Here is a 21,431-nt window from a genome sequence, read left to right as displayed (position 1 = left end):
TAATCTATTATTTTACTTATTTATAACCTATTTACTTGGCAGTGCATAAACAACATAGCCTCCCTGAGGCTCATTACCTTCATTGATTTCATCACCATTTTTACCAACCCGTACAGGTGTTGTAGCTGTTATTACTAAATACTGCTTGTTATTTTCTTCGTACATGGCCGGAAGTCCTTCGGATCCAGTTGGTAATGTTGAACTCCATAATTCTTTACCGTTATCAGCATCAAAAGCATAAATTTTACCATCCTTGGATGTTGAAAAAATCAATCCAGTAGACGTAACAATCATTCCGTTCCTTTGAGCTCTCATTAACCCTGTATTTTTAAATCCTAATTTATTGGCCACAGGATCTTCACCTAGCGGTCTTTTCCACTTAAGCTTTCCTTTATTTAAATCGTATGCCATGATTTCAGACCAAGGCGGATTAATAATGTAAGGATATTCCAACCCCCATTGATACATGTACAAACGTTCGTGATCTATTTTAACGCCTTCAGGATACGGAGCGCCATATCGTCCACCGCCGTTCTCCACTTTTCTTTGTTCTAACCCACCCGGAGCACCACCAACTTCTACAACAGGACCCGATGGCAATACTGTTTCATCGTTATTCGCTGCAAAAGGATTCTGATTTAGACCAGATAAAAAATCATAAAGCGCTTCCACTTCTTCAACTTTTAAATGAGCATATGATGGCATATCGCCTCGACCAGAAAATAAAATTTGCTTAAAATCATTCATATTCATTCTTTGACCAAGATTTACAAGGGCAGGCCCTGCTAAACCTTCCCTATTTTGCCCATGGCATGTTGCACAATTCTGTTGATATAGTAAAGAATTCCCTCTTGAAACACGCATACTGTTGTTTTTCTCTTGTATTTCATCTAGAGTCATCAATTTTTCATAAAAGGACGGATAATTCATAGAAATTACATATACCATGCCTTTGTCTGGATTTGCAGCTGTCATTCCCCAATTAACCCCACCCACTGCACCTGGAATCGCTAATGTGCTGTTTTTATTGGAAAGTGGCGTGTAAAATCCTGTTTCGGCACTATCCAATTTCTGTTCCCATTCTTTTCGTTCTTCATCACTTAGAAATACCAAGCTTAAATCTTCCTTTTTCATTTCTTGTCTTGAAATAGGTGGCACCACAGTTGGAAATGGTTGTGTAGGCCATGCTTGTTCACCAGCAATTTTACTTGGTGGAACGGGCCGTTCTTCAATGGGCCATAAAGGTTCTCCTGTTACCCTGTTAAAAACAAACATGAACCCATTCTTGGAAGCAACCGCAACCGCATCAATTTTTTTACCGTCATGATTCACTGTAATTAGTTGGGGAGCCGCAGTTAAATCATAATCCCATATATCATGATGCACCGTTTGAAAGTGCCATATTCTTTTTCCTGTTCTGGCATCTAATGCTAAAATACAGTTGCCAAACAAATTACTGCCAATACGGTCTGCCCCATAGTAATCGTAAGTTGGTGAGCCTAAAGGGTAATAAGCAATGCCTCTTTCCTCATCTATGGAAATCTCTCCCCATGTATTAACACCGCCAATATATTTATAAGCATCCTTTGGCCAAGTATCATACCCATATTCTCCTGGTTGGGGAACGGTATGAAATGTCCATTCCAACTTCCCCGTAATTACATTAAATGCTCTCAAATAACCTGGTGGCGACATATAGCCTTCGCCGGGTGCAGAACCCATTAAAATTAAATTTTCAAAAATTTTACCTGGTGTAGCCGATTGAACCCTTGCGAAAGAATTTGGATCTCTATTTAATCCCTGTCTCAAATCAACCAATCCATTTTTACCAAATGAGAGAATGGATTTTCCTGTTGTAGCATCTATTGCCTGTAAATAACTATTTATTTGGAATATTAATCTTTTATCCTTCCCATCTTCACTTTCCCAATAATTAATACCTCTTCGAGTAATTCCTGGTAAATTTGCATGAATCCAAATCTCCTCACCAGTGGTGGCGTTTAAAGCCACAAGTGAATTGTTTTTTGCCAAAACATACATGCGATTGTTCGCTATTATTGGATTGAACTGGTAAATCTTGTTATCACCAGTTGGATAAAACCAAGCAACTTCCAAATCCTTTACATTCGTTTTGTCTATTTGATCTAAATCAACATATTTAGATTGATCGGGACCACCCCCATAATCCTTCCAACTTTTATGCTGGCTATCTTTATCTTTATTGCAGCCAATGTTAGTAAAAAGTATTAAAATGAGACCCGATTTTGTTATTGAGTTTAAGTATAATTTCAGGTTAGTAAATGAAATTACTGAAAGATGAAAGTTTTTGATTTTCATAAAAAAGCGACAAAAGAGTTATAGTTGGTTAAAATAAAATATTATAGTTGTTGTTTGACTTTTCTAATCTTCCTTCACCAACTTCCATCTTTACAATAAAGCCTTTAAACACATTTAAAAAGCATTTAAAAATATAATGGCCACCCTTGTGCAAATAATCATCTTTCTGAAAACAGCTCTTGTTCTTGCTCAAGATTTTAACTCAATCTGCTATTTTTTAATCAAAAAAATGAGACTTTATTTTATTTTCAAAAGCCATCATTTATTCAATAAGGTCTATAATATTAAGAATAAAAAGTATTAAATATTACCAGATGTTAAATATTTTAACAAAAAAATAAGAAAACCGAATTATTTAAGTTAATATGCCCTAGCAGCATAAAATTAGGAAGAAATGTAAGAGACTTACAAGATTAAAGTCTATTAATAGTAAGATATTATTTATTTATTTTGTCCATTTCATTCAGTTGGTAGTGGACTGATTATTTATCATTTTATTACTATGAAAGGTAATTTGTACTAACCCAATAAAAAATCAATACAACTCCTCACATAAAAATCCATGATTGTTTAAGACATTACAAATGATGTCACTTTTAATGCTTGGGCATTCGACTCGGAGGATGTTGTCGCAATCCTCCAAGTCAAAATTCCAATAACCGTTTTTGGCAATCAAATGATTCAAAAGTGGTTTTACCTTTTTAATATGACTTTTTTTATGAATAGACGTTTTAAATACCAAAACAGTTGTCATACAAATTGTTTTTAATTAACGCTCGTAAAATGGTGGTGGCTCAATACCCAACGAGCGTAGATATACATATCCTTGTCCCCTATGGTGAATTTCATTATCAATAAAATAAAATATTGAGGAATGAACAGTACCTTCATATTGACCGAATATTTTAATATGTTGTTGAAATTGCTCCGGTTTTATTTGAACCCAATAAGTATTGATGTCGTTGGTTGCTTCGTCCCATAATTCAAGGATTTTTGCTTTTTTATTGCCGTGATCAAAATTCTCATTAAGTGGTGCTTGCACACCAGAGGCGATTTCTTTAATCCCTGGCCCTGCAATGCCTAAAAGTTCCATCACCATGTCTGAAAAAGGACGCATCCCTCCTATGGTATGATTAAAAAATGCTTCCTCAGGAAATGCTTCAATCACCCGGCGTGTTAAACCTCTGTGTCCTTGCCAATGGTTTATTAAATCGGTTGGCGTTATCACGTCATAATGTTTTGTGTTTTTGTTTAATGTAGTTTCCATAATTGTTTGTTTTTAAATTCTAATTCAAAATTAAAATGGACGTGTGACAGCAGTTTGTCAGCAGTAAAAAAGAATTTTAAAAAAAACGAAAACTGATTTTATTGTTGACAAACCATTGTCACAAACTAGGGTTTAATTTGTGTGGTAATTAAGTTGTTAATATCACATTCCAATGAATAAATTGAAACTTGATTTTGGTTTATACTTTCATTTGAAGTCCTATCTTTGGGAAATATGTTATGCCATTATGAGTTTAGATTCCGTAAAACGTTTTGACCGTATTGTTGCCATTCTAGTGCAATTGCAATCCAAACGTATTGTAAAAGCCCAAGAATTGTCTGATAGATTTCAAGTCAGTTTACGCACCATTTACAGAGACGTCAAAACCCTAGAAGCTTCTGGCGTTCCTATTGTGAGTGAAGCTGGCGTTGGTTATTCCATCATGGAAGGCTACAGATTGCCACCTGTTATGTTTACACGTGAAGAAGCGGGAAGCTTTGTGGCTGCTGAAAAGTTTATGCAGAAATTTGTTGATAAATCTTTGGGAAGCCATCATGAATCTGCCATGTTTAAAGTAAAATCGGTGTTACGCGGACGGGAAAAAGATTGGATTTCAGCATTAGAATCCCAAATTATGGTAGACCCATCTCAAGAACTTTTCAATAAAAATTTACCAAATGCCTTAGAAATTCTTTTTGAAAGCGTTGCCGAAAAAAAACAAGTCTTTTTAAAATATCATGCTTTAAATAGCGACACGCCTTCTGAAAGATATATAGAACCCGTTGGTTTGTTTCACGAAAACGGATTTTGGTATGTGTTGGGTTATTGCCATATCAGGCATGATTACAGGCAATTTAGAACTGATAGAATGTTATTGATTAGCAGAACGCAACTGCCGTTTACTTCGGAACACGGAACCATAGATGAACACCGCGAAAAAGAGAAAACCATTGAAAAAACAAAAGTCATTATTTTAGTAGATAAAACAGTGGCACGATACATTAGTGGCGACAAGAAACACCATGGATTCATTTCAGAAAAAATGAAAGGAAATCATGTAGAAATGACTTTTATGACCACCGATATAGAAAACGGATTCTCCCGATGGTATCTTATGTTTTGTGATTATGCTAAAATAATAGAACCTGAAAGATTAAAAATTCGGGTTAAAGAGATATTGAAAAAAGGGGAATTGAAACTCGTGGATTGAAGAAAGTTAATTATTTGAAGTTATTTTATGGTGTTATCAAAAATTCAATCATTAGAAAACTCCTCTCTTAACGGTTCAATACAAAAACCAACATCACTAATTAATTGAATAACTTGATCATTATGAACTTCCCCAATGGGATTTTCAATTCGCAAAATGTTATCGCAATCTTCCAAATCGAAGTTGATTTTGTATTTGGGAAACGTTTCAGCTAGTTTCTCAAGAATCTGTTTTGATTGCTTTTGCTTTGTGATGTTGGTCTTAAAAACTTCTACCATTCTAGAAATAATTCAATTGATGTTACCAAAGAGAATATACGTACAGATGCTAAAAACTACATTTAGTTGCGTTCCATTACAAAATTTTTTAAGCTATTTTACTACGCTCTTAAAGTTGTGGCTTTCAGTTTATGAAAATAGATATAAGAAACCATTAATATGGTTAGTATAATTAATGGGAAAATGGTTTGAAAATCGAATCCGTCCACCGCGTAATGACTGATACTTGCAAATATAAAATCGAATGTAAAACCAGCATACGCCCACTCTTTAATTCGATTTGGCACTTGCGGAATGACCAAAGCCAAAGCACCTAGCACTTTAAATACTACCAAGGTATTCCCAAAATATTCTGGATACCCTAAATGACGGATACCTTCTTTTGCCAATTCGGTTTGTGATGTGAATGCCGGCATAACACCTTCAAATAAAAAGATGATAATGGTTGCCGTCCAAAAAATGATTTTGTTTGTTATTGTTGTTTTCATTTGTATATGCGTTGCTTAATACTAATTTAAAAATATAAAAATCTATTGCTCATAACTCAGCAGCCAATGGTTGCCATATTTATCGGTAAGATCTCCAAATAAAGCTCCCCAAAAACTATGTTCCAAAGGATGCTCAACCTTCCCGCCTTCCGACAATTTTTCAAAATATATTTCAATCTGTTCCAGACTCATGCACTTTAACGAAAGTGAAACATTATTCCCTTTTATAAGTCCTTGAGATGACACCATATCTGTTCCCATCAGTATAAGAGCATCATTTATAAGTGTCGCATGAAGAATGCAATCTTTCATTTTTTTTGGCATTTTATCAGAGAGCGGAGAATCTCCAATGGTTTGTAAGGTGAGTTCCCCACCAAAGCACGATTTATAAAACATCATGGCTTCCCTACAATTGCCTTTAAAAGTTAAATATGATTGAATTTGTGCTGACATAAATTAACTGTTAAGCATTTAATATGGTTTGCACATCCAATTTCCGCATGGTCATTACAACTTCAAATACTTTTTTAGATTTTTCTGGGTCACGCATTAAGACGCCTAAAACAGTAGGAACTACTTGCCACGACACGCCAAATTTATCTTTGCACCATCCGCACATGCTTTCTTGTCCGCCATCTGCAATGAGATTGTTCCAATAATGATCAATTTCCTGTTGGTCTTTACATTCAATCACAAACGAGACGGCTTCACTGTGCTTAAATTGTGGCCCACCATTTAAGCCCATAAATCGGTGTCTGTTAAGTTCAAATTGAACTACCATGGGACTTTCAAAAATAATTCTTGAATTAGGAAAAATACGGCAATAAAATTCTGCAGCTTCTTTTGCTTGGTTATCAAACCAAAGGCATGGGTATATTAGATTTTTCATTTTATATTTTTTAGGTCTATGCCAAATTTCTATTATCTAATTACTTTCTGCATAAATTTTGAAATTATCCAAAATCGCTTGCCAACCGGTTCGTTGCATATCGATAGGGTTTTGTGATTCTGCATCAAAAACGGTAATAATTTCAACACTTTCCTGATTCTCCTTAAAATCGATTTCAGCTTTACGTCCATCTTCCATGGTATAAGCTATTCTTTTTAATGGTTCAACTTCATCATAAATTCCTATAAAATCAAAACCAAAACTACCATCTTTAGCTTCCATTCTAGACAAGAATTGCCCGCCAACCCTTAAATCGTTTTCTGCACGAGGTGTATGCCAATCTTCAGATGCTGTGTTCCATTTTACAATATGTTTAGGATTTGTCCATAATTCCCAAACCTTTTTCGCTGATGATTTTACATTTGCTTTAATTGTTATCCGTTCCATTTTTTATTAGTTTAATTGTTCTCTTACAAATTTCGGAAACATATAATTTTCTAACAGTGTGCAATAACGGCTATCAAAAGGGTTGATTACGACAAATGGATTTATTACATTTGGAATATGAAGAAAGTATCCATTTTAGTACCAGAGTCTGCTGTTATTGAAGCAGTTGCAGATCCGCAATATATGTTTTCGGTTGCCAACCAATTTTTGCAAGCCAATGGAGAGCAACCTCTTTTTGAAGTTAATCTTGTTGGATTAAACCATGAAGTAAAATTTAACAATGGCTTGTTTTCTGTACATACCGATTATATATTGAATGATGCTATAGAAACCGATCTCATCATCATCCCTGCGCTTTTTGGTAATATGAAAACTGCGGTAGATTTAAACCGCGATGCCATACCTTGGATATTAAATCATTATAATAAGGGAGCAGAAGTAGCTTCACTGTGTGTAGGTGCATTTTTATTGGCCTCCACAGGTATTTTAAATGGAAAAAAATGTTCTACACATTGGGCTTTTTATAATGAATTTAAGGAAACTTTTCCTGATGTTGATATTATGGATGGAAGTATCATTACTGAAGAAAATGGTATTTATTCCAGTGGTGGAGCTAACTCATATTGGAATTTATTACTTTATTTATTGGAAAAATATACTAATAGGGATACCGCTATATTGGCTTCAAAATATTTTGCTATTGACATTGACAGGGAAAATCAATCTGCTTTTATGATGTTTAGCGGACAAAAAAATCACAATGATGTTGAAGTTAAAAAGGTGCAAGAATATATTGAAGCCAATTATCAAGAAAAGATAACGGTTGATGATATGTCAACCATGGTAGCAGTGAGCCGCAGAAGTTTAGAACGTCGTTTTAAACAAGCCACAGACAATACCATTATTCAATACCACCAGCGTGTGAAAATAGAAGCTGCCAAACGCAGTTTTGAGTGTACCAGAAAAAATATCTCTGAAGTTATGTTTGATGTTGGTTATACCGACACAAAGGCCTTTCGCACTGTTTTTAAAAAAATAACAGGTTTAACCCCTATTGAATATAGAAATAAATACAGTAAGAATATTTGAGTTTAAATATAAAAGAACCAAATACAAAAATCGCATTATCCTTTACTATGCAGAATAAAAAAAAGGCTCTCGATTTTTCGAAAGCCTTGTCTTTGTTAGTAGCGGGAACTGGACTCGAACCAGTGACCTTCGGGTTATGAGCCCGACGAGCTACCTACTGCTCTATCCCGCGATTTAATCTCAAAACAATTTGCTTAGCTTTTAACTTTCGGTTCATAATGCCGACAAAACTGTATTGGACTGCAAATATACAATCCTTTTTAATTTTTACAATGATTATATTTAAAAATATTATTACTCAACACTATCCGCCTGAAAATCTATAAGTTCCATGTCGAAAAATTCAACTGTAACTTGTATTGGGTTGCAACACACTTCACAATCTTCAATATAGGATTGTTTTGAAATAGAAGAATCCAATAGCATAGAAATGCTTTCCCAACAATACGGACAACTAAAATAATGTTCTATCATCCCATAAAATTATAAAAAAAAGAGGCTGTATTTAAATACAACCTCTCTTTAAGATTTAAGAAATTCTAACTAAAACTATTCTTTTTCAATATCCATGATGGCCGTAGCATTTTGTCCATGCATTTCTAATTGAATGATACTTGGCGGATTTTTACCTGAAACACTAATATATTCTTGATTCAAATTATTATCACTTACCATAATGGTATTCAAATTTTTCAAGTTTATAAATTCCATTGGTAAATCACCTGTTAATTTGTTGCTAGATAACACCAATTCTTCCAATTGGCCTAATTGTGCAATTTCTACTGGTATTTCACCTTCTAATTTATTATCCATCAAACTTAACTTTTCCAACTTACTTAATTGATGAATTTCGTTTGGAATGGTTCCTGTTAAAAAATTGCTTCCTAATAAAAGTTCTTTTAAATTGATTAACCCCATTAATTCAGATGGTATTTCACCTGTAAGGTTATTACTATATAATTTTAATGATTCTAATTTTTTTAGTTCACCTAATTCAGAAGGTATCGTTCCTTCTAACTTATTCATGAATAGTTCTAAAGAGGTTAACTCTTTTAGATTTTTAATAGAAGTTGGTATCGTGCCACTTATTTTATTAAATCCAAAATTTAATACTCTTAAAGATAATAAACTACCTATTTCTTCAGGCAACTTACCTTCAAGATTATTAAAAGGTAAATTAATCTCAACTATCTTATCGTTTTCTATTTTGATTCCGTACCAAGTATCTACAGACTTGTTTAAATCCCAGGTAGCATTCCAATTACTGCCATTTGTATCATTGTATAGTGCCATTAAGGCATCCTTTTCAGTTGAGGAAATATCTGCGAAAGAGTATGCTGTAACAAAAAAGCAGATTAAAAGTAGTTTTATAGTTTTCATGTTCGAATTGATTTGGGATTAATTCTCTCACGAAATTAGCCTTAAAGCAGATTAAAAACTATTTTATTCGATGAAACGCGTTTTTTTTTAACATTTGACAATCGACGAACTACTTAATTTCCGATGAACGACATAGTTACTCATATAGAATAATAAAAAAACACTAGAGGTTAAACCTATCATGTTAAGTTTGAAACTCATTATTGTGACAATTTTATATCAATTTAAAAATTTATAAGAAATTAAATAAGGCTAAAATCAGAATTTATTTTATCCATTTTTAACAATAAAAGCATTTAAAAACACTCTCCATAACTCCATTAGGAATGATTTTAAAGAAAACATCTAAAATTCTGTTAAATAAAAATTAAGTTGTAATTTTTTTGACTGATAACAAGTAGCTTTGTAAAAATTGTATGCTTAATTAACATGCGATAACCGCCAACTTTAATGAAAAAAAGATATCTAATTTACACCGTTATTATTATCGGAATAGTTGCCCTAATCATCTACAGGGTTACTGAAAATAAAAAAGCCAACAGCCAAGGAAATTTTAAGAAAGCGGCACCTGTAATGAGTGTAGAAGGTGAAGTCTTAAAACCTCAAAAATTTGACGATAATCTTTCACTTTCAGGAACCTTGGAATCTAATGAAGAAATTAATATTAGAAGCGAAATTGCAGGCGTTGTAGAAAGTATTAATTTTGAAGAAGGTGCTAAAGTATCTAAAAATCAAGTGTTGCTTCGAGTGAATGACATTGAACTTCGTGCACAATTATCTAAAGCAAGAACGGCACAACAATTGGCTTCTGAAAATCAGAGAAGGGCAAAATTATTACTAGAAAAACAAGCCATTAGTCAAGAGGAATTTGATATTTCCAATGCCGATTTTGAATCTGCGCGCGCAGAATCAGATTTAATTGCTGCTCAATTATACAAGACCACCATCAGAGCCCCTTTTTCAGGCACTATTGGGTTACGTTCCATTTCAAAAGGCTCTTTCGTAACACCAGAAACACCTATTGCAAAATTGGTTAATACTAGTCAAATAAAAATCACTTTTTCAATTCCGGAAAAATATGTTTCTAACATTAAAGTTGGCAATTCACTAACTTTTACGACGTCTGATTCCAAAGAACAACATGTGGCAACTATATACGCTATGGAACCTCAAGTTGATATTGCTACAAGAACATTAAAAATAAGAGCTATTGCCGATAATAAAGACGGCAAATTATATCCTGGGGCGTTTGCCAATGTTATATTGCCATTAGAAACTGTAAACGAGGCATTAATGGTTCCTACAGAGGCATTGATTCCTATTCAAAATGGGAAAATCATCTTTGTTTCTAAAAACGGCAAAGCAGAAGAAGTTAAGGTAGAAACCGGTACTCGTACAAATAGTTTGATAAGAATCCTTTCAGGAATTAAAGCTGGTGACACCATTTTAACATCTGGTGTTATGTCTCTTAAAAATGGAACTCCTGTTAAGGTCAATCTAAAAAAATCCTCAAACTAATGAGTCTATCAACCCTAAGTATCAAAAGGCCTGTTCTTACCATTGTCATGAATTTGGCCATCATGCTATTTGGTATTATTGGCTTTACATATCTTGGTGTTAGAGAATTTCCGTCTATAGATCCTGCTCAAATTTCTGTAAGCACCAATTATTCAGGCGCCAATTCTGATATTATTGAATCACAAATTACAGAACCTCTTGAAAAAGCACTAAATGGTATTGATGGCATTCGAAATATTACATCACAAAGTAACCAAGGTTCTAGTAGAATAAATATCGAATTTAACCTCGATAAAAATTTAGAGGAAGCGGCTAATGATGTGCGGGATAAAGTATCTCAAGCTTCCAGAAGTTTACCTCAAGATCTAGATGCACCGCCAGTTGTTTCAAAAGCTGATGCCGATTCCAGAGCGATTATTTCCATGACCGTTCAAAGTGATAATAAAAATACTTTAGAACTTTCTGACTATGCCGACAATGTATTGGCACAACGCCTTCAAACCATTCCCGGAGTAAGTAGTGTACAAATTTGGGGACTGCGCAAATATGCCATGCGCTTATGGATTGATCCTATAAAATTGGCATCATATGGTGTAACTGTGGCCGATGTTAGACAGGCTTTGTTATCTCAAAATGTAGAATTGCCTTCTGGAAAATTAACAGGCGCCAATACGGAATTGACAGTTAAAACCATTGGTAATCTTTCTACTCAAGAAGAATTTAACAACATCATTATTTTCGCCGAAGGTGAAAAAGTTGTCCGTTTTAGCGATGTTGGGAATGCCACATTGGAAGCCGAAAATATGGAAACCAAGTTAAGCGATTCTGGACAACCCATGGTTTCAATGGGTGTTATACCACAACCTGGCGCTAATTATATTGCTATCGCAGATGCTTTTTATGAGGAATTTGAGAGACTCAAAAGAGATTTACCCAAAGATTTTAAACTAAACATTGTTATTGATGATACGCTTTTTGTAAGACGTGCTATTACTGAAGTGGTAGAAACATTGGCTATTTCCATTGTATTGGTGGTTTTGGTCATCTTCTTTTTCTTTAGAAACTGGTCCATAGCAATGCGCCCACTCATTGATATACCCGTGTCTTTGATTGCTACGTTTTTCATCATGTGGATATTTGGTTTTTCTATAAATGTCCTCACACTTCTTGCTATTGTATTGGCCACAGGTTTGGTGGTTGATGATGGTATTGTAGTGACTGAAAACATTTATAAAAAAGTGGAAGAAGGTATGACACCTATTGAAGCAGCCATAAAAGGCTCTAACGAGATTTTCTTTGCTGTTATTTCCATATCCATAACATTGGCGGCCGTATTTCTTCCCGTAATTTTTCTCGAAGGTTTTGTGGGACGCTTGTTTAGGGAATTCGGCATCGTTATTGGAGCAGCCGTATTAATTTCAGCATTTGTGTCTTTGTCGTTAACTCCCATGTTAAACGCTTATTTAATGAAACCAGGCAAACAAAAGCATTCAAAATTTTATGAAGTAACAGAACGTTATTTTGTAAAAATGAATACCATATACGCTAGTTCTCTACGTGATTTCTTGAAGAAAAAATGGTTGAGTTTCCCAATATTGGTTGTCTGCTTAGTTATGATTGGGCTGTTTTTTAGTTTACTTAAAAAGGAAACGGCACCTTATGATGACCGGAGTTCTTTAAATGTCAGTGTAACCGCCCCAGAAGGTGCTTCCTATGACTATATGGATCGATTCATGGGTGAATTGACAGAGTTAATAAATGATTCGATTCCTGAAAAAAAGGTAAGTTTGATTATCACTTCTCCAGGATTTGGCTCTTCATCTGTTAATAGTGGGCGTGCAAATATTTCTTTAGTCGACCCCAGTGAGCGTGAGCGTACACAACATGAAATTGCAGAAGATTTGACCAGATGGACAAAAAGTATAGAAAATGTACGTGCGAATGTTTCCCAAACGCCAACTATTGCCGTAAATCGTCGTGGTGGTATGCCTATACAATATATCATTCAAGCTCCTAATTTTGAAAAATTAAAAGAGAAAATCCCTGAATTTATGGCAGAGGCAGAAAGTAATCCTGTTTTTGCAAATACAGACCTCGATTTAAAATTCAACAAACCTGAAATCTACGTGACTATTGATCGTGAAAAAGCTAAAAGTCTAGGTGTCTCCGTTTTGGATGTGGCACAAACGTTACAATTATCGCTGAGTGGACAGCGTTTTGGCTATTTTATGATGAATGGCAAACAATACCAAGTAATTGGGCAATTTGATAAGAAGGACAGAGATACACCCATGGATTTGAAATCCATATTTGTTAAAAATGATGCTGGACAACTCATTCAAATGGATAATCTAGTGACGACAGAAGAACAGAGCAGTCCGCCGCAATTATATCACAACAACCGTTATATGTCGGCTACGGTTTCAGCAAGTTTAGCACCTGGCATGAGTATGAATGATGGTATTGAAGCGATGGAAACTATAAAAGAAAAAGTATTGGACGATTCTTTTACAACCGATTTAGGTGGAGAATCCCGGGATTTTGTGGAAAGTAGCTCTAATACCTTATTTGCTTTCGGATTGGCGTTACTACTTATTTTCCTCATTTTAGCAGCACAGTTTGAAAGCTTTATTGATCCGTTTGTGATTATTTTAACCGTTCCAATGGCGGTTGCCGGTGCCTTATTTTCATTGTGGTTATTCGGACAAACTTGGAATATTTTTAGTCAAATTGGGACTATCATGCTGATTGGATTAGTGACTAAAAACGGAATTTTAATAGTAGAATTCGCCAATCAATTACGTGAAGAAGGCATGCCAAAACATGAGGCCATATTAAAAGCGGCAGAATCCAGACTTAGACCCATCTTAATGACAAGTTTAACTATTGCATTAGGGGCATTGCCAATTGCATTGTCGCTAGGAGCAGCATCCACAAGCCGCATAGGCATGGGAGTTGTTATTATAGGCGGTACCATGTTTTCATTGGTATTGACCTTATTCGTCATTCCTGCTATTTACTTGATGTGGTCTCGGGAGAAAAAACACCGTCCTGAATTTGATAAAATTGATAGTTATGAAAAGGCGTAATATTTTGAAAATTTGCCTGAGTTTATGCCTTGGTTTTTTGTCTTTACAGATGAATTCTCAAGATTTGCTAACGCTAGATGAAGCGGTACAAATAGCTTTGAAAAACAATTATGAAATCCGTTTAGCTAGTAATAATTTAGACATGGATTCACTTTCTGTAAGTCTTGGATTTGCTGGTATATTACCTAGAGTTTTCGCTTCTGCAAGTACAAATAATAGCACACAATCTAGCTCGCAAGTACGTGCGGATGGTACAGAAATAGAACTTGATGGAGCTAAAAATAATAACAAAAGTTATGGTGTAGGTTTAGATTGGACCATTTTTGATGGCCTTAGCATGTTTGCACGTTATGACCAGTTGAAAGAACTTAAGAAATTAGGGGAAGCAGAACTGAAAAGTACCATATTGAATCGCGTTAGCGACGTCATGATTACGTATTATGATTTGGTACAACAACAACAACAATTAACTGCTTTGGATAGCACTATAGTGATTTCGCAACAGCGTGTTGACCTTGCTGATAATAGATTTAGTATTGGAAAAGCATCTAAATTGGAAGTACTTAATGCCCAAGTAGATCTCAATACAGATAGAACATTATTTTTAAGACAGAAAGAACTTTATGCCAATGCAAAAATTAGGCTCAATGAAATTCTAGCAAGAGATACAAAAATTGATTTTAAGGTTGATGATGATGTACTAATTAATGATAATTTAGTGCTAACTGATTTAGAAATGCTTGCCACCAAACAAAATCCGGAGTTACAAGCGCAACTCATCAACAAACGTATAGCGGAATTGGAATTGAAGCAAATAAAAGGCAATCGTTACCCAACCATTACGGCAAACACAGGCTATAATTTTAGTGATTCTGAATCTACTTTGGGTTTTGCCAGACTCAATAATTCGAGAGGTTGGAACTATGGTTTTTCAGCTAGTGTAGATATTTTTAATGGGTCCAATCAAAATAGGAATGAGAAAATCGCAAAAATGCAACTAGACAATTCAGCCATTGCTATTGAGCAACAAACCCAAACCATAAAAGCACAATTAAATACAGCGTTTCAAACCTATCTTACCAATGTCGGCTTGGTTGATTTGGAAGCTGATAATGAAGAAATAGCTAGAGAAAATCTTGACATAACCTTGGCTAAATACAATATTGGCACCATTCCAACTATAGAATTTAGAACAGCGCAACTTAATTATATCAATGCTAAATTGCGGTTAAGTGCAGCCAAATATCAAGCCAAATTATCTGAGATTACTTTAAAACAGCTTGCTGGTAATTTGTCGCTATAATATTCATTGAAGGTAAAAAATAATACTGTTTATTTTAACTACAATAATAAACAGTATTAAATTATTATAATTCGTTTGAATATTGTTCAATTTCTAGTTGAATATCTTCCCATTTCTGCATAGAATCCTTCAATTTAGATTTCTTTTTTTGATAGTTATCAAAAAAATGGGGCTGCTTTGTTACCTCTTCGTAATTAATTTCTAGAGACAAATCAATGGCTTTTATGTCTTTTTCTAACTGACTTATTTCAGCTTCAATACTACTTAATTTATTATTTAAAGACTTTAATTTTTTTTGGTCTTCGTAAGATTGTTGCTTTTTTTCTTTGGGAGTTTCCTTAACGACTGTACGTTTTTCAACTTCCCTTAGGCTATCTACTTTACGCTGTTCTAAGTAATAGTCAATATCGCCTAAATATTCCTTTATTTTATGGTCTTTAAATTCGAATACGGTTTTTGTTAAACCTTGAAGAAAATCTCGGTCATGGGAAACTAAAATCAACGTACCTCCAAAACGTTTCAATGCTTCTTTTAAAACATTTTTAGACTTAATATCTAAGTGATTCGTTGGCTCATCCATCACCAAAACATTAAACGGTTGCAACATCAATTTCGCTAACGCCAATCGGTTACGCTCACCACCAGACAAGACCCTTACATATTTTTCGGCCTCATCGCCCCTAAATAAAAAAGAGCCTAAAATATCCCGAACTTTGCTTCTATTGGTTTCATTAGCAGCATCAATCATAGTGTCTAAAACGGTTTTATTACCATCTAAATACTCTGCTTGGTTTTGGGCAAAATAACCTATTTGAACATTGTGTCCTAACTTTAAATGCCCATCGTGCTTTAAATCTCCAACAATAATTTTTGCAAGCGTAGATTTTCCTTGACCATTCTGACCTACAAAAGCAATTTTGCTATCACGTTCCACAAGCAAATCGATATTCTTTAAAACCTGATTATGTCCGTAATGTTTGGATACTTTTTCTGCCTCCACTATTATTTTTCCAGGCGTTATAGATACTGGGAAATTAAGCGTCATCACACTATTATCATCTTCATCGACTTCAATTCTATCAATTTTATCCAACTTTTTAATAAGTGATTGTGCCATCGTTGCTTTTGATGCTTTGGCTCTAAACTTTTCTATAAGCTTTTCGGTATGTTCTATCTGCTTTTGTTGGTTTTTTTGTGACGCTAACTGCTGTGTTCTAAGTTCTTCTCGTAATACCAAGTATTTAGTATACGGCTTTGGATAATCATAAATTCTACCTAAAGAAATTTCAATAGTCCTGTTGGTTACATTATCCAAAAACATTTTATCGTGCGATACAATCACTACCGCACCCGCATAATTTTTCAAAAACCCTTCGAGCCAAATAATAGATTCTATATCCAAATGGTTTGTAGGCTCATCCAACAATAAAATATCATTATTTTGAAGAAGCAGTTTCGCTAACTCAATACGCATACGCCATCCACCCGAAAAGGTATCAGTTAACTTATTGAAATCTTTACGCTGAAAACCCAATCCTTGAAGGATTTTTTCAGTTTCCCCTTGGTAATTATAACCACCTAAAATCTCATATTGATGCTGAAGCTCGTTGATATCAACCATAAGCTGATGGTATATATCGCTTTCATAATCGGTACGCTCAGCAAGTTGGGTATTGATATCATGGATTCTGACCTCCAGTTCTTTAATTTCGGTAAATGCCTCATAAGCTTCCTCCAGCACCGTTCTTCCCAAAACAAAATCAATATCCTGTTTTAAAAATCCGATTTTAAGTTCTTTATCTGCCGCAATCTGACCTGTATCTGGCTCCATTTCCTTAGATAAAATTTTAAGCATGGTAGATTTACCCGCACCATTTTTACCTATGAGGCCTATTCGGTCGCCATTCCCTAATTTAAAGGTTAGGTCTTCAAAAAGATACTCCCCTTGAAATGAAATCGATAAATTATGAATGTTCATCATAGAAATGTTACTTAAGTTACAAGGCTTTATTTATTAAAACTTATTTTTGCTAAGCGGTTGCAAAAATACATTAAATTCTATGTTAAAAAAAGGAACTAAACTATATAGTATCATAACGGGGGCTTGCCCTAAATGTCATGCAGAATGCATGTACGTTAATAAAAACCCTTATATACTTTCTGAAACGTTAACTATGCACGAAAAGTGTAGCTGTTGTGGCACTAAATATAAAATAGAGCCTTCGTTTTTTTACGGAGCCATGTATGTAAGTTATGGCGTTGGTATTGCCTTTGCTGTAGCTGCTTTTGTGATTTCATTTTTCTTTCTAAGTGCTAGCATTGATGTTGTTTTCATATCCATAATAGGCACTTTAATTATTTTTTTTCCTATCATTTTGAGAATTTCCAGAAATATTTGGATTAATCTATTCATGAGCTATGATAAAACTCTTGGCAAAAAATAGATTGTTTCAGACTTTTTCAAAGCGTTTGATATCTATTTCTGCTTCTAGAGGATGATTATATTCAATGAAATTGAATAGTTGTTCTGCTACATAAGGCCCAATCATAACACCACGAGTTCCCAGTCCGTTAAGTGTAAATATATTTTTATGTTTTGGATGTTGGCCAACCAAAGGGCGTCTATCTTTTACAGTGGGACGTATACCGGCAACTTGGCTTACAACTTCGAACGAACAATTGATTAACTTTTTTAATTTGTTTAAAAGTTCATTTTTGGCTGTATCAGTAATTTGATGGGTTAAATCTTTCCACTCATATGTGGCGCCAACTATATAAAAATGGTTTCCTAAAGGAATTAAAAAAATAGCTGATTTTAAAACATAATTTATGTTTAAATGTGGGGCATAAATAGTTAACAACTCCCCTTTTGCGGGCACTAAAGGCAAATGATTGAAAAACGGATTTTGCCTAATACCAAAACCATCAGCAAAAACTAATTGTTTGGTCTGTATATTTTTATATTTAATATCGTTTTCTTCAATATTTAAATAGGCATCATCAAACGCGGTTTCAAAAAGAATCCCTTGCTTTAGCAAACTTGATTTATATACATCACACAATGTTTTAACATCAATTCTGCCTGTTTCCTTAACTTCACCAAATCCGAAAGGTGCATCAATATAGGGATTATCATTTTTAATAACTTTTGAAGACAGATATTCTGAAAGGTTTGGTTTATCTGAAGCTGTAAACCAATCGTTTTGTTCTTCTAGTGAAGCAAATTTTCTGTAAACTGGAATTTTATAATCCAGTTTTATACTGAATTCCGTTTCTAAATTTTTGTAAAGGTCCAATGCTATTTGCAATTGTTCTTTACATTTCCAAACGGGTGTAAAACGTTTTAAAACCACAGGATTGTACAAACCACCTGCAACCGATGATGATTGTTGTGAGTTATCATCAAAAACAACAAAGGTTTTATGTTGCTTTTTTAATTGCTCACAAAAACTAATACCAGCAATACCACAACCTATAATAATATAATCTACTTTCATAATTATAGCGAATATAATTAGAAAAGTGGATTAACTCCGTTTAATCTTTGATTTCCTGCCTGCTCAGGGATAACAAAAAAACGCCCACCTAAGGTGAGCGTTTTGTATTATTTAAAAAGACAAGTGAAAATTAATAAGTCCACATATCAAGTTCGAAATCCCTGATTTTATCTTTAATTCTATCAGACTCCAATAATTGCATCAAAGCATTTTCAGAGACATATTCGTTAATTTTTCTATCACCTTGTACGTTTTCTTCTTTATAGATGTAGCCGTTGAAACGTCTAGAATTTAAAATATGGTCAAATGAGAATGGCATAGAACTATTTTCATTATTAAATGCTTTAGCTTCATGGAGGACTTCCCTAGCATCTGGGAAAAATATCCAAAACAATTCTACTAGATCTGCATTTTCTGTACCAATAAAATTAACATCTTCTGATACTGGAGCAATCCCTAACAATCTGTATTTTAATTCCGCTTGACGCTTATCAAAATACCAAAGTCCTTTAATACGATATTCTGTAATATCTGCAGCAGTGATATCTCTTCTGTTAATATATTCTGCAGATAGTTCCTCACCGGCATTTATTTGCTCAATACCAAGTTCAGTAGTGTCAATTTTAACCAAAGCCGCTTCAATATCCTTTAAAGTTCTTTTTGCTGAAAAATAAGAATCATCATAAATGTTCGCTATTTTACCGTTTTTAATATTCTTCATAAGCACATCGTATAATGACCTTCTATTACTACCAATATTATTCGTATCTATTGGATAGTACAAAGGAAAATTAACGCGCTCATCAAGAACAATGCGCTCCCATGTCATTTTAGAAAAAAGAATGTCCCTGTCATCAACATAACCATATTCTAATGGTTTGTCATTGTCTACTGCCTTTTGCGCTTCTGTTCTTACACCTATTTGGTCCGGGCTTTTAGCATTTAATATATTTGCTTGTGCAAATGCACCAGACACTGTAAAAACAGCTGTAACGGTTAATAAAAAACTCTTTATTTTCATCTTGTTATACATTTTAATTTAGGGTTTTAACCAGATGCACCATACTTGTATTTAGTTTGTAAGCTCAATCATGATAGGAGATACTTTTTTAAGTATCACACTAACACCGCTAGCTTTAGCTTCAATATCAAATATTTGAACATCTTCTCCTCGTTTTGCTTTTAATAAAGCTGCTTTTGCTCTACTATCAAGTTTATTTCCATTGACATCAATGGTTGGCTGACCAGGTACTTTAAATTTAAATCCTGTAACATTTAATGGTAATTCGAAATCGAAATCATCAAATTTAGCTCCGACAGTTGAAATTTCAAGAGCGTTACGTTGCATTTTAATAGAGCCATCTTCACCTCTAACAGTACCTGTTGGTTTTGGCAAATCTTTAATTCTAAATGTTGCTCTATCACTTACTGTTGTTCCATCCAATTTACCAGTTACATTAATAGTAACCTCTCTACCTGATATTGTTGTGGCATCCATTATGTATTTACTACCACTTACTCGGCTTAAACCTTGAGCAGAGGCATTCACATTATTATCTGCAATACCAGCAAACGAAATAGTCATCGGGTTTTTAACACCACGATATACCACATTCATTTTATCGGCAGAAATAGTAGCTGCATTTGGTTTTGAAACCGTTGCAAAAGATTGACTCACTGGCACTTCAACTTCTTCTCCGTCTTGTGAAAATATTAATTTCCCTTCGATTTTATGTTCTCCAACACCACCTGTACCAATTTTCAATTTCACTTTACCTTCTTCAATAGTGTATTCGTTTTCAGAAAGTTTTCTTCCATCCAAAGTTAACTCAACTCTATTTGGCTTTGTTGTACCGTCTTTACGGCCTAACACGATTTGCCCATCGAATTGCTCACCATTAAAATAAGCAGATTTCGATGTTTCCAATAAAGTTGTATAGTTTGTCATAGACACTTCACTTGTAAGCGTTCCTTGTAACATGTTTGACAATACTTCAGATTCTGTTGTTTTGATATCGTTCTGTAATGCTGTTAATTTAGTTAATGATGCCACTAAAGGGAACCCTTTATAATGGTAATCCAACCAATCGATTTTAATACCATCTCTGTTTTTTACTTCATCAGTATTAAACTTTTCCTTAACTTCTTTAACAATAGGTTGCATACCATCAATAGTAGAAAGTATTTTTGTTACACCATCTCTAAATGTTGCTATTTCATTTAAAAATTTTTCTCCTTCTGGTTTTAGCTTACCTCCTTTAAAAAAGTGCTCATCTAAATAATCCCCTTTGTCCATTACTTCGTAATCGGTTGGGTCATCTACGGTAGCTACCATTTTACTTTTTAAATCTTCAATATAGCTATCAATATTATCTGCTAAAACGTGTATTTGAGCCGCATCGGATTTCAACTTAAGGTATTTCTCTGGTTGCTCGGTTGCTTTGGTCTCTAATCCAGCTATAAAGGCATTGTTTCTTGCCTCGGTAGCTTGGTTTGTTTCAGTCATTTTTTTGTTCATTAATCCGAAGGCTGAAAGCACTTCTTTCGACATATTCAATGCTAGCATCGCTATGAATATTAAATACATCAGATTAATCATTTTCTGTCTGGGTGATAAATTTCCTCCTGCCATGTTAATT

General features: G+C 34.3%; 19 protein-coding genes and 1 tRNA gene. 6 read left to right on the top strand and 14 right to left on the bottom strand.

Annotation, left to right across the window (positions count from 1 at the left end; translation table 11 throughout):
• Positions 1-27: 27 nt before the first annotated feature.
• Both CDH50_RS09330 and CDH50_RS09320 read right to left on the bottom strand, forming a co-directional pair.
• Positions 28-2,337, bottom strand: a complete 2,310-nt coding sequence (locus CDH50_RS09330; RefSeq protein WP_100611885.1) for an outer membrane protein assembly factor BamB family protein — start codon at positions 2,335-2,337, stop codon at positions 28-30.
• 769 nt (positions 2,338-3,106) lie between these two features.
• Positions 3,107-3,604, bottom strand: coding sequence for a DinB family protein (locus CDH50_RS09320; protein ID WP_100611881.1), 498 nt, complete (start codon positions 3,602-3,604; stop codon positions 3,107-3,109).
• A gap of 247 nt (positions 3,605-3,851) precedes the next feature.
• On the opposite strand from CDH50_RS09320, the gene CDH50_RS09315 reads away from it, so the two are divergent.
• Positions 3,852-4,814 (top strand): helix-turn-helix transcriptional regulator, encoded by a 963-nt coding sequence (locus CDH50_RS09315; protein ID WP_100612176.1) that lies wholly within the window; start codon positions 3,852-3,854, stop codon positions 4,812-4,814.
• A gap of 44 nt (positions 4,815-4,858) precedes the next feature.
• Here the strand turns inward: CDH50_RS09315 and CDH50_RS09310 are convergent, their stop codons facing one another.
• From CDH50_RS09310 to CDH50_RS09290, 5 genes are all read right to left on the bottom strand, one after another.
• Entirely contained in the window at positions 4,859-5,092 is a 234-nt protein-coding gene (locus tag CDH50_RS09310; protein WP_100611879.1) for a hypothetical protein, read from the bottom strand.
• 101 nt (positions 5,093-5,193) lie between these two features.
• On the bottom strand, positions 5,194-5,580 hold the full coding sequence (locus CDH50_RS09305; RefSeq protein WP_100611877.1) for a DoxX family protein: 387 nt from the start codon (positions 5,578-5,580) through the stop codon (positions 5,194-5,196).
• A 42-nt stretch (positions 5,581-5,622) separates the two neighbouring features.
• Complete coding sequence (locus CDH50_RS09300; protein ID WP_100611875.1) at positions 5,623-6,033, bottom strand: VOC family protein; 411 nt, start codon at positions 6,031-6,033, stop codon at positions 5,623-5,625.
• A gap of 10 nt (positions 6,034-6,043) precedes the next feature.
• Entirely contained in the window at positions 6,044-6,469 is a 426-nt protein-coding gene (locus CDH50_RS09295; RefSeq protein WP_100611873.1) for a VOC family protein, read from the bottom strand.
• Positions 6,470-6,505: 36 nt separating this feature from the next.
• Positions 6,506-6,916, bottom strand: coding sequence for an SRPBCC family protein (locus CDH50_RS09290; RefSeq protein ID WP_100611871.1), 411 nt, complete (start codon positions 6,914-6,916; stop codon positions 6,506-6,508).
• 117 nt (positions 6,917-7,033) lie between these two features.
• Here CDH50_RS09290 and CDH50_RS09285 point away from each other — a divergent pair, with 117 nt between their 5' ends.
• Positions 7,034-8,005, top strand: a complete 972-nt coding sequence (locus CDH50_RS09285) for a GlxA family transcriptional regulator (RefSeq protein ID WP_100611869.1) — start codon at positions 7,034-7,036, stop codon at positions 8,003-8,005.
• Between the two features lie 99 nt (positions 8,006-8,104).
• On the opposite strand, the gene CDH50_RS09280 is transcribed toward CDH50_RS09285, so the two are convergent.
• From CDH50_RS09280 to CDH50_RS09270, 3 genes are all read right to left on the bottom strand, one after another.
• A tRNA-Met gene (locus CDH50_RS09280) sits at positions 8,105-8,177 on the bottom strand.
• A gap of 122 nt (positions 8,178-8,299) precedes the next feature.
• The gene (locus tag CDH50_RS09275; protein ID WP_100611867.1) at positions 8,300-8,479 is read right to left on the bottom strand and encodes a CPXCG motif-containing cysteine-rich protein; all 180 of its coding nucleotides are present in this window, start codon (positions 8,477-8,479) and stop codon (positions 8,300-8,302) included.
• Between the two features lie 75 nt (positions 8,480-8,554).
• Positions 8,555-9,385 carry a Two component regulator three Y domain protein gene (locus CDH50_RS09270; protein ID WP_100611865.1) on the bottom strand — a complete coding sequence of 277 codons (831 nt, stop codon included), beginning with the start codon at positions 9,383-9,385 and terminating at the stop codon, positions 8,555-8,557.
• Positions 9,386-9,835: 450 nt separating this feature from the next.
• On the opposite strand from CDH50_RS09270, the gene CDH50_RS09265 reads away from it, so the two are divergent.
• From CDH50_RS09265 to CDH50_RS09255, 3 genes are read left to right on the top strand one after another with little or no spacing between them, the layout of a single operon-like run.
• A complete protein-coding gene (locus tag CDH50_RS09265; RefSeq protein ID WP_100611863.1) occupies positions 9,836-10,903 on the top strand; it encodes an efflux RND transporter periplasmic adaptor subunit in 1,068 nt (355 codons plus the stop codon).
• Complete coding sequence (locus CDH50_RS09260) at positions 10,903-13,992, top strand: efflux RND transporter permease subunit (protein ID WP_100611860.1); 3,090 nt, start codon at positions 10,903-10,905, stop codon at positions 13,990-13,992. The genes CDH50_RS09265 and CDH50_RS09260 overlap by 1 nt, the downstream gene beginning before the upstream one ends.
• Before the next feature lie 49 nt (positions 13,993-14,041).
• The gene (locus tag CDH50_RS09255; RefSeq protein WP_232731990.1) at positions 14,042-15,295 is read left to right on the top strand and encodes a TolC family protein; all 1,254 of its coding nucleotides are present in this window, start codon (positions 14,042-14,044) and stop codon (positions 15,293-15,295) included.
• A gap of 64 nt (positions 15,296-15,359) precedes the next feature.
• On the opposite strand, the gene CDH50_RS09250 is transcribed toward CDH50_RS09255, so the two are convergent.
• A complete protein-coding gene (locus CDH50_RS09250; RefSeq protein ID WP_100611856.1) occupies positions 15,360-17,276 on the bottom strand; it encodes an ABC-F family ATP-binding cassette domain-containing protein in 1,917 nt (638 codons plus the stop codon).
• Positions 17,277-17,355: 79 nt separating this feature from the next.
• Between CDH50_RS09250 and CDH50_RS09245 the strand changes: the two genes are divergently transcribed.
• Positions 17,356-17,739, top strand: a complete 384-nt coding sequence (locus CDH50_RS09245) for a DUF983 domain-containing protein (RefSeq protein ID WP_100611854.1) — start codon at positions 17,356-17,358, stop codon at positions 17,737-17,739.
• A 6-nt stretch (positions 17,740-17,745) separates the two neighbouring features.
• Here CDH50_RS09245 and CDH50_RS09240 read toward each other — a convergent pair whose 3' ends face one another.
• From CDH50_RS09240 to porM, 3 genes are all read right to left on the bottom strand, one after another.
• A complete protein-coding gene (locus CDH50_RS09240) occupies positions 17,746-18,792 on the bottom strand; it encodes an NAD(P)/FAD-dependent oxidoreductase (RefSeq protein ID WP_100611852.1) in 1,047 nt (348 codons plus the stop codon).
• A gap of 130 nt (positions 18,793-18,922) precedes the next feature.
• The gene (gene porN / locus CDH50_RS09235) at positions 18,923-19,813 is read right to left on the bottom strand and encodes a type IX secretion system ring subunit PorN/GldN (RefSeq protein WP_100611850.1); all 891 of its coding nucleotides are present in this window, start codon (positions 19,811-19,813) and stop codon (positions 18,923-18,925) included.
• A 51-nt stretch (positions 19,814-19,864) separates the two neighbouring features.
• Positions 19,865-21,424: a type IX secretion system motor protein PorM/GldM gene (gene porM, locus CDH50_RS09230; RefSeq protein WP_100611848.1), complete on the bottom strand. Its 1,560-nt coding sequence runs from the start codon at positions 21,422-21,424 to the stop codon at positions 19,865-19,867.
• Between the last annotated feature and the right edge of the window lie 7 nt (positions 21,425-21,431).

It is taken from the genome of Confluentibacter lentus (assembly GCF_002806995.1).
GTDB lineage: Bacteria > Bacteroidota > Bacteroidia > Flavobacteriales > Flavobacteriaceae > Confluentibacter > Confluentibacter lentus.
The sequence above is the reverse complement of the archived record's forward strand: the minus strand, read 5'-3'. Positions and strand labels throughout refer to the sequence as shown.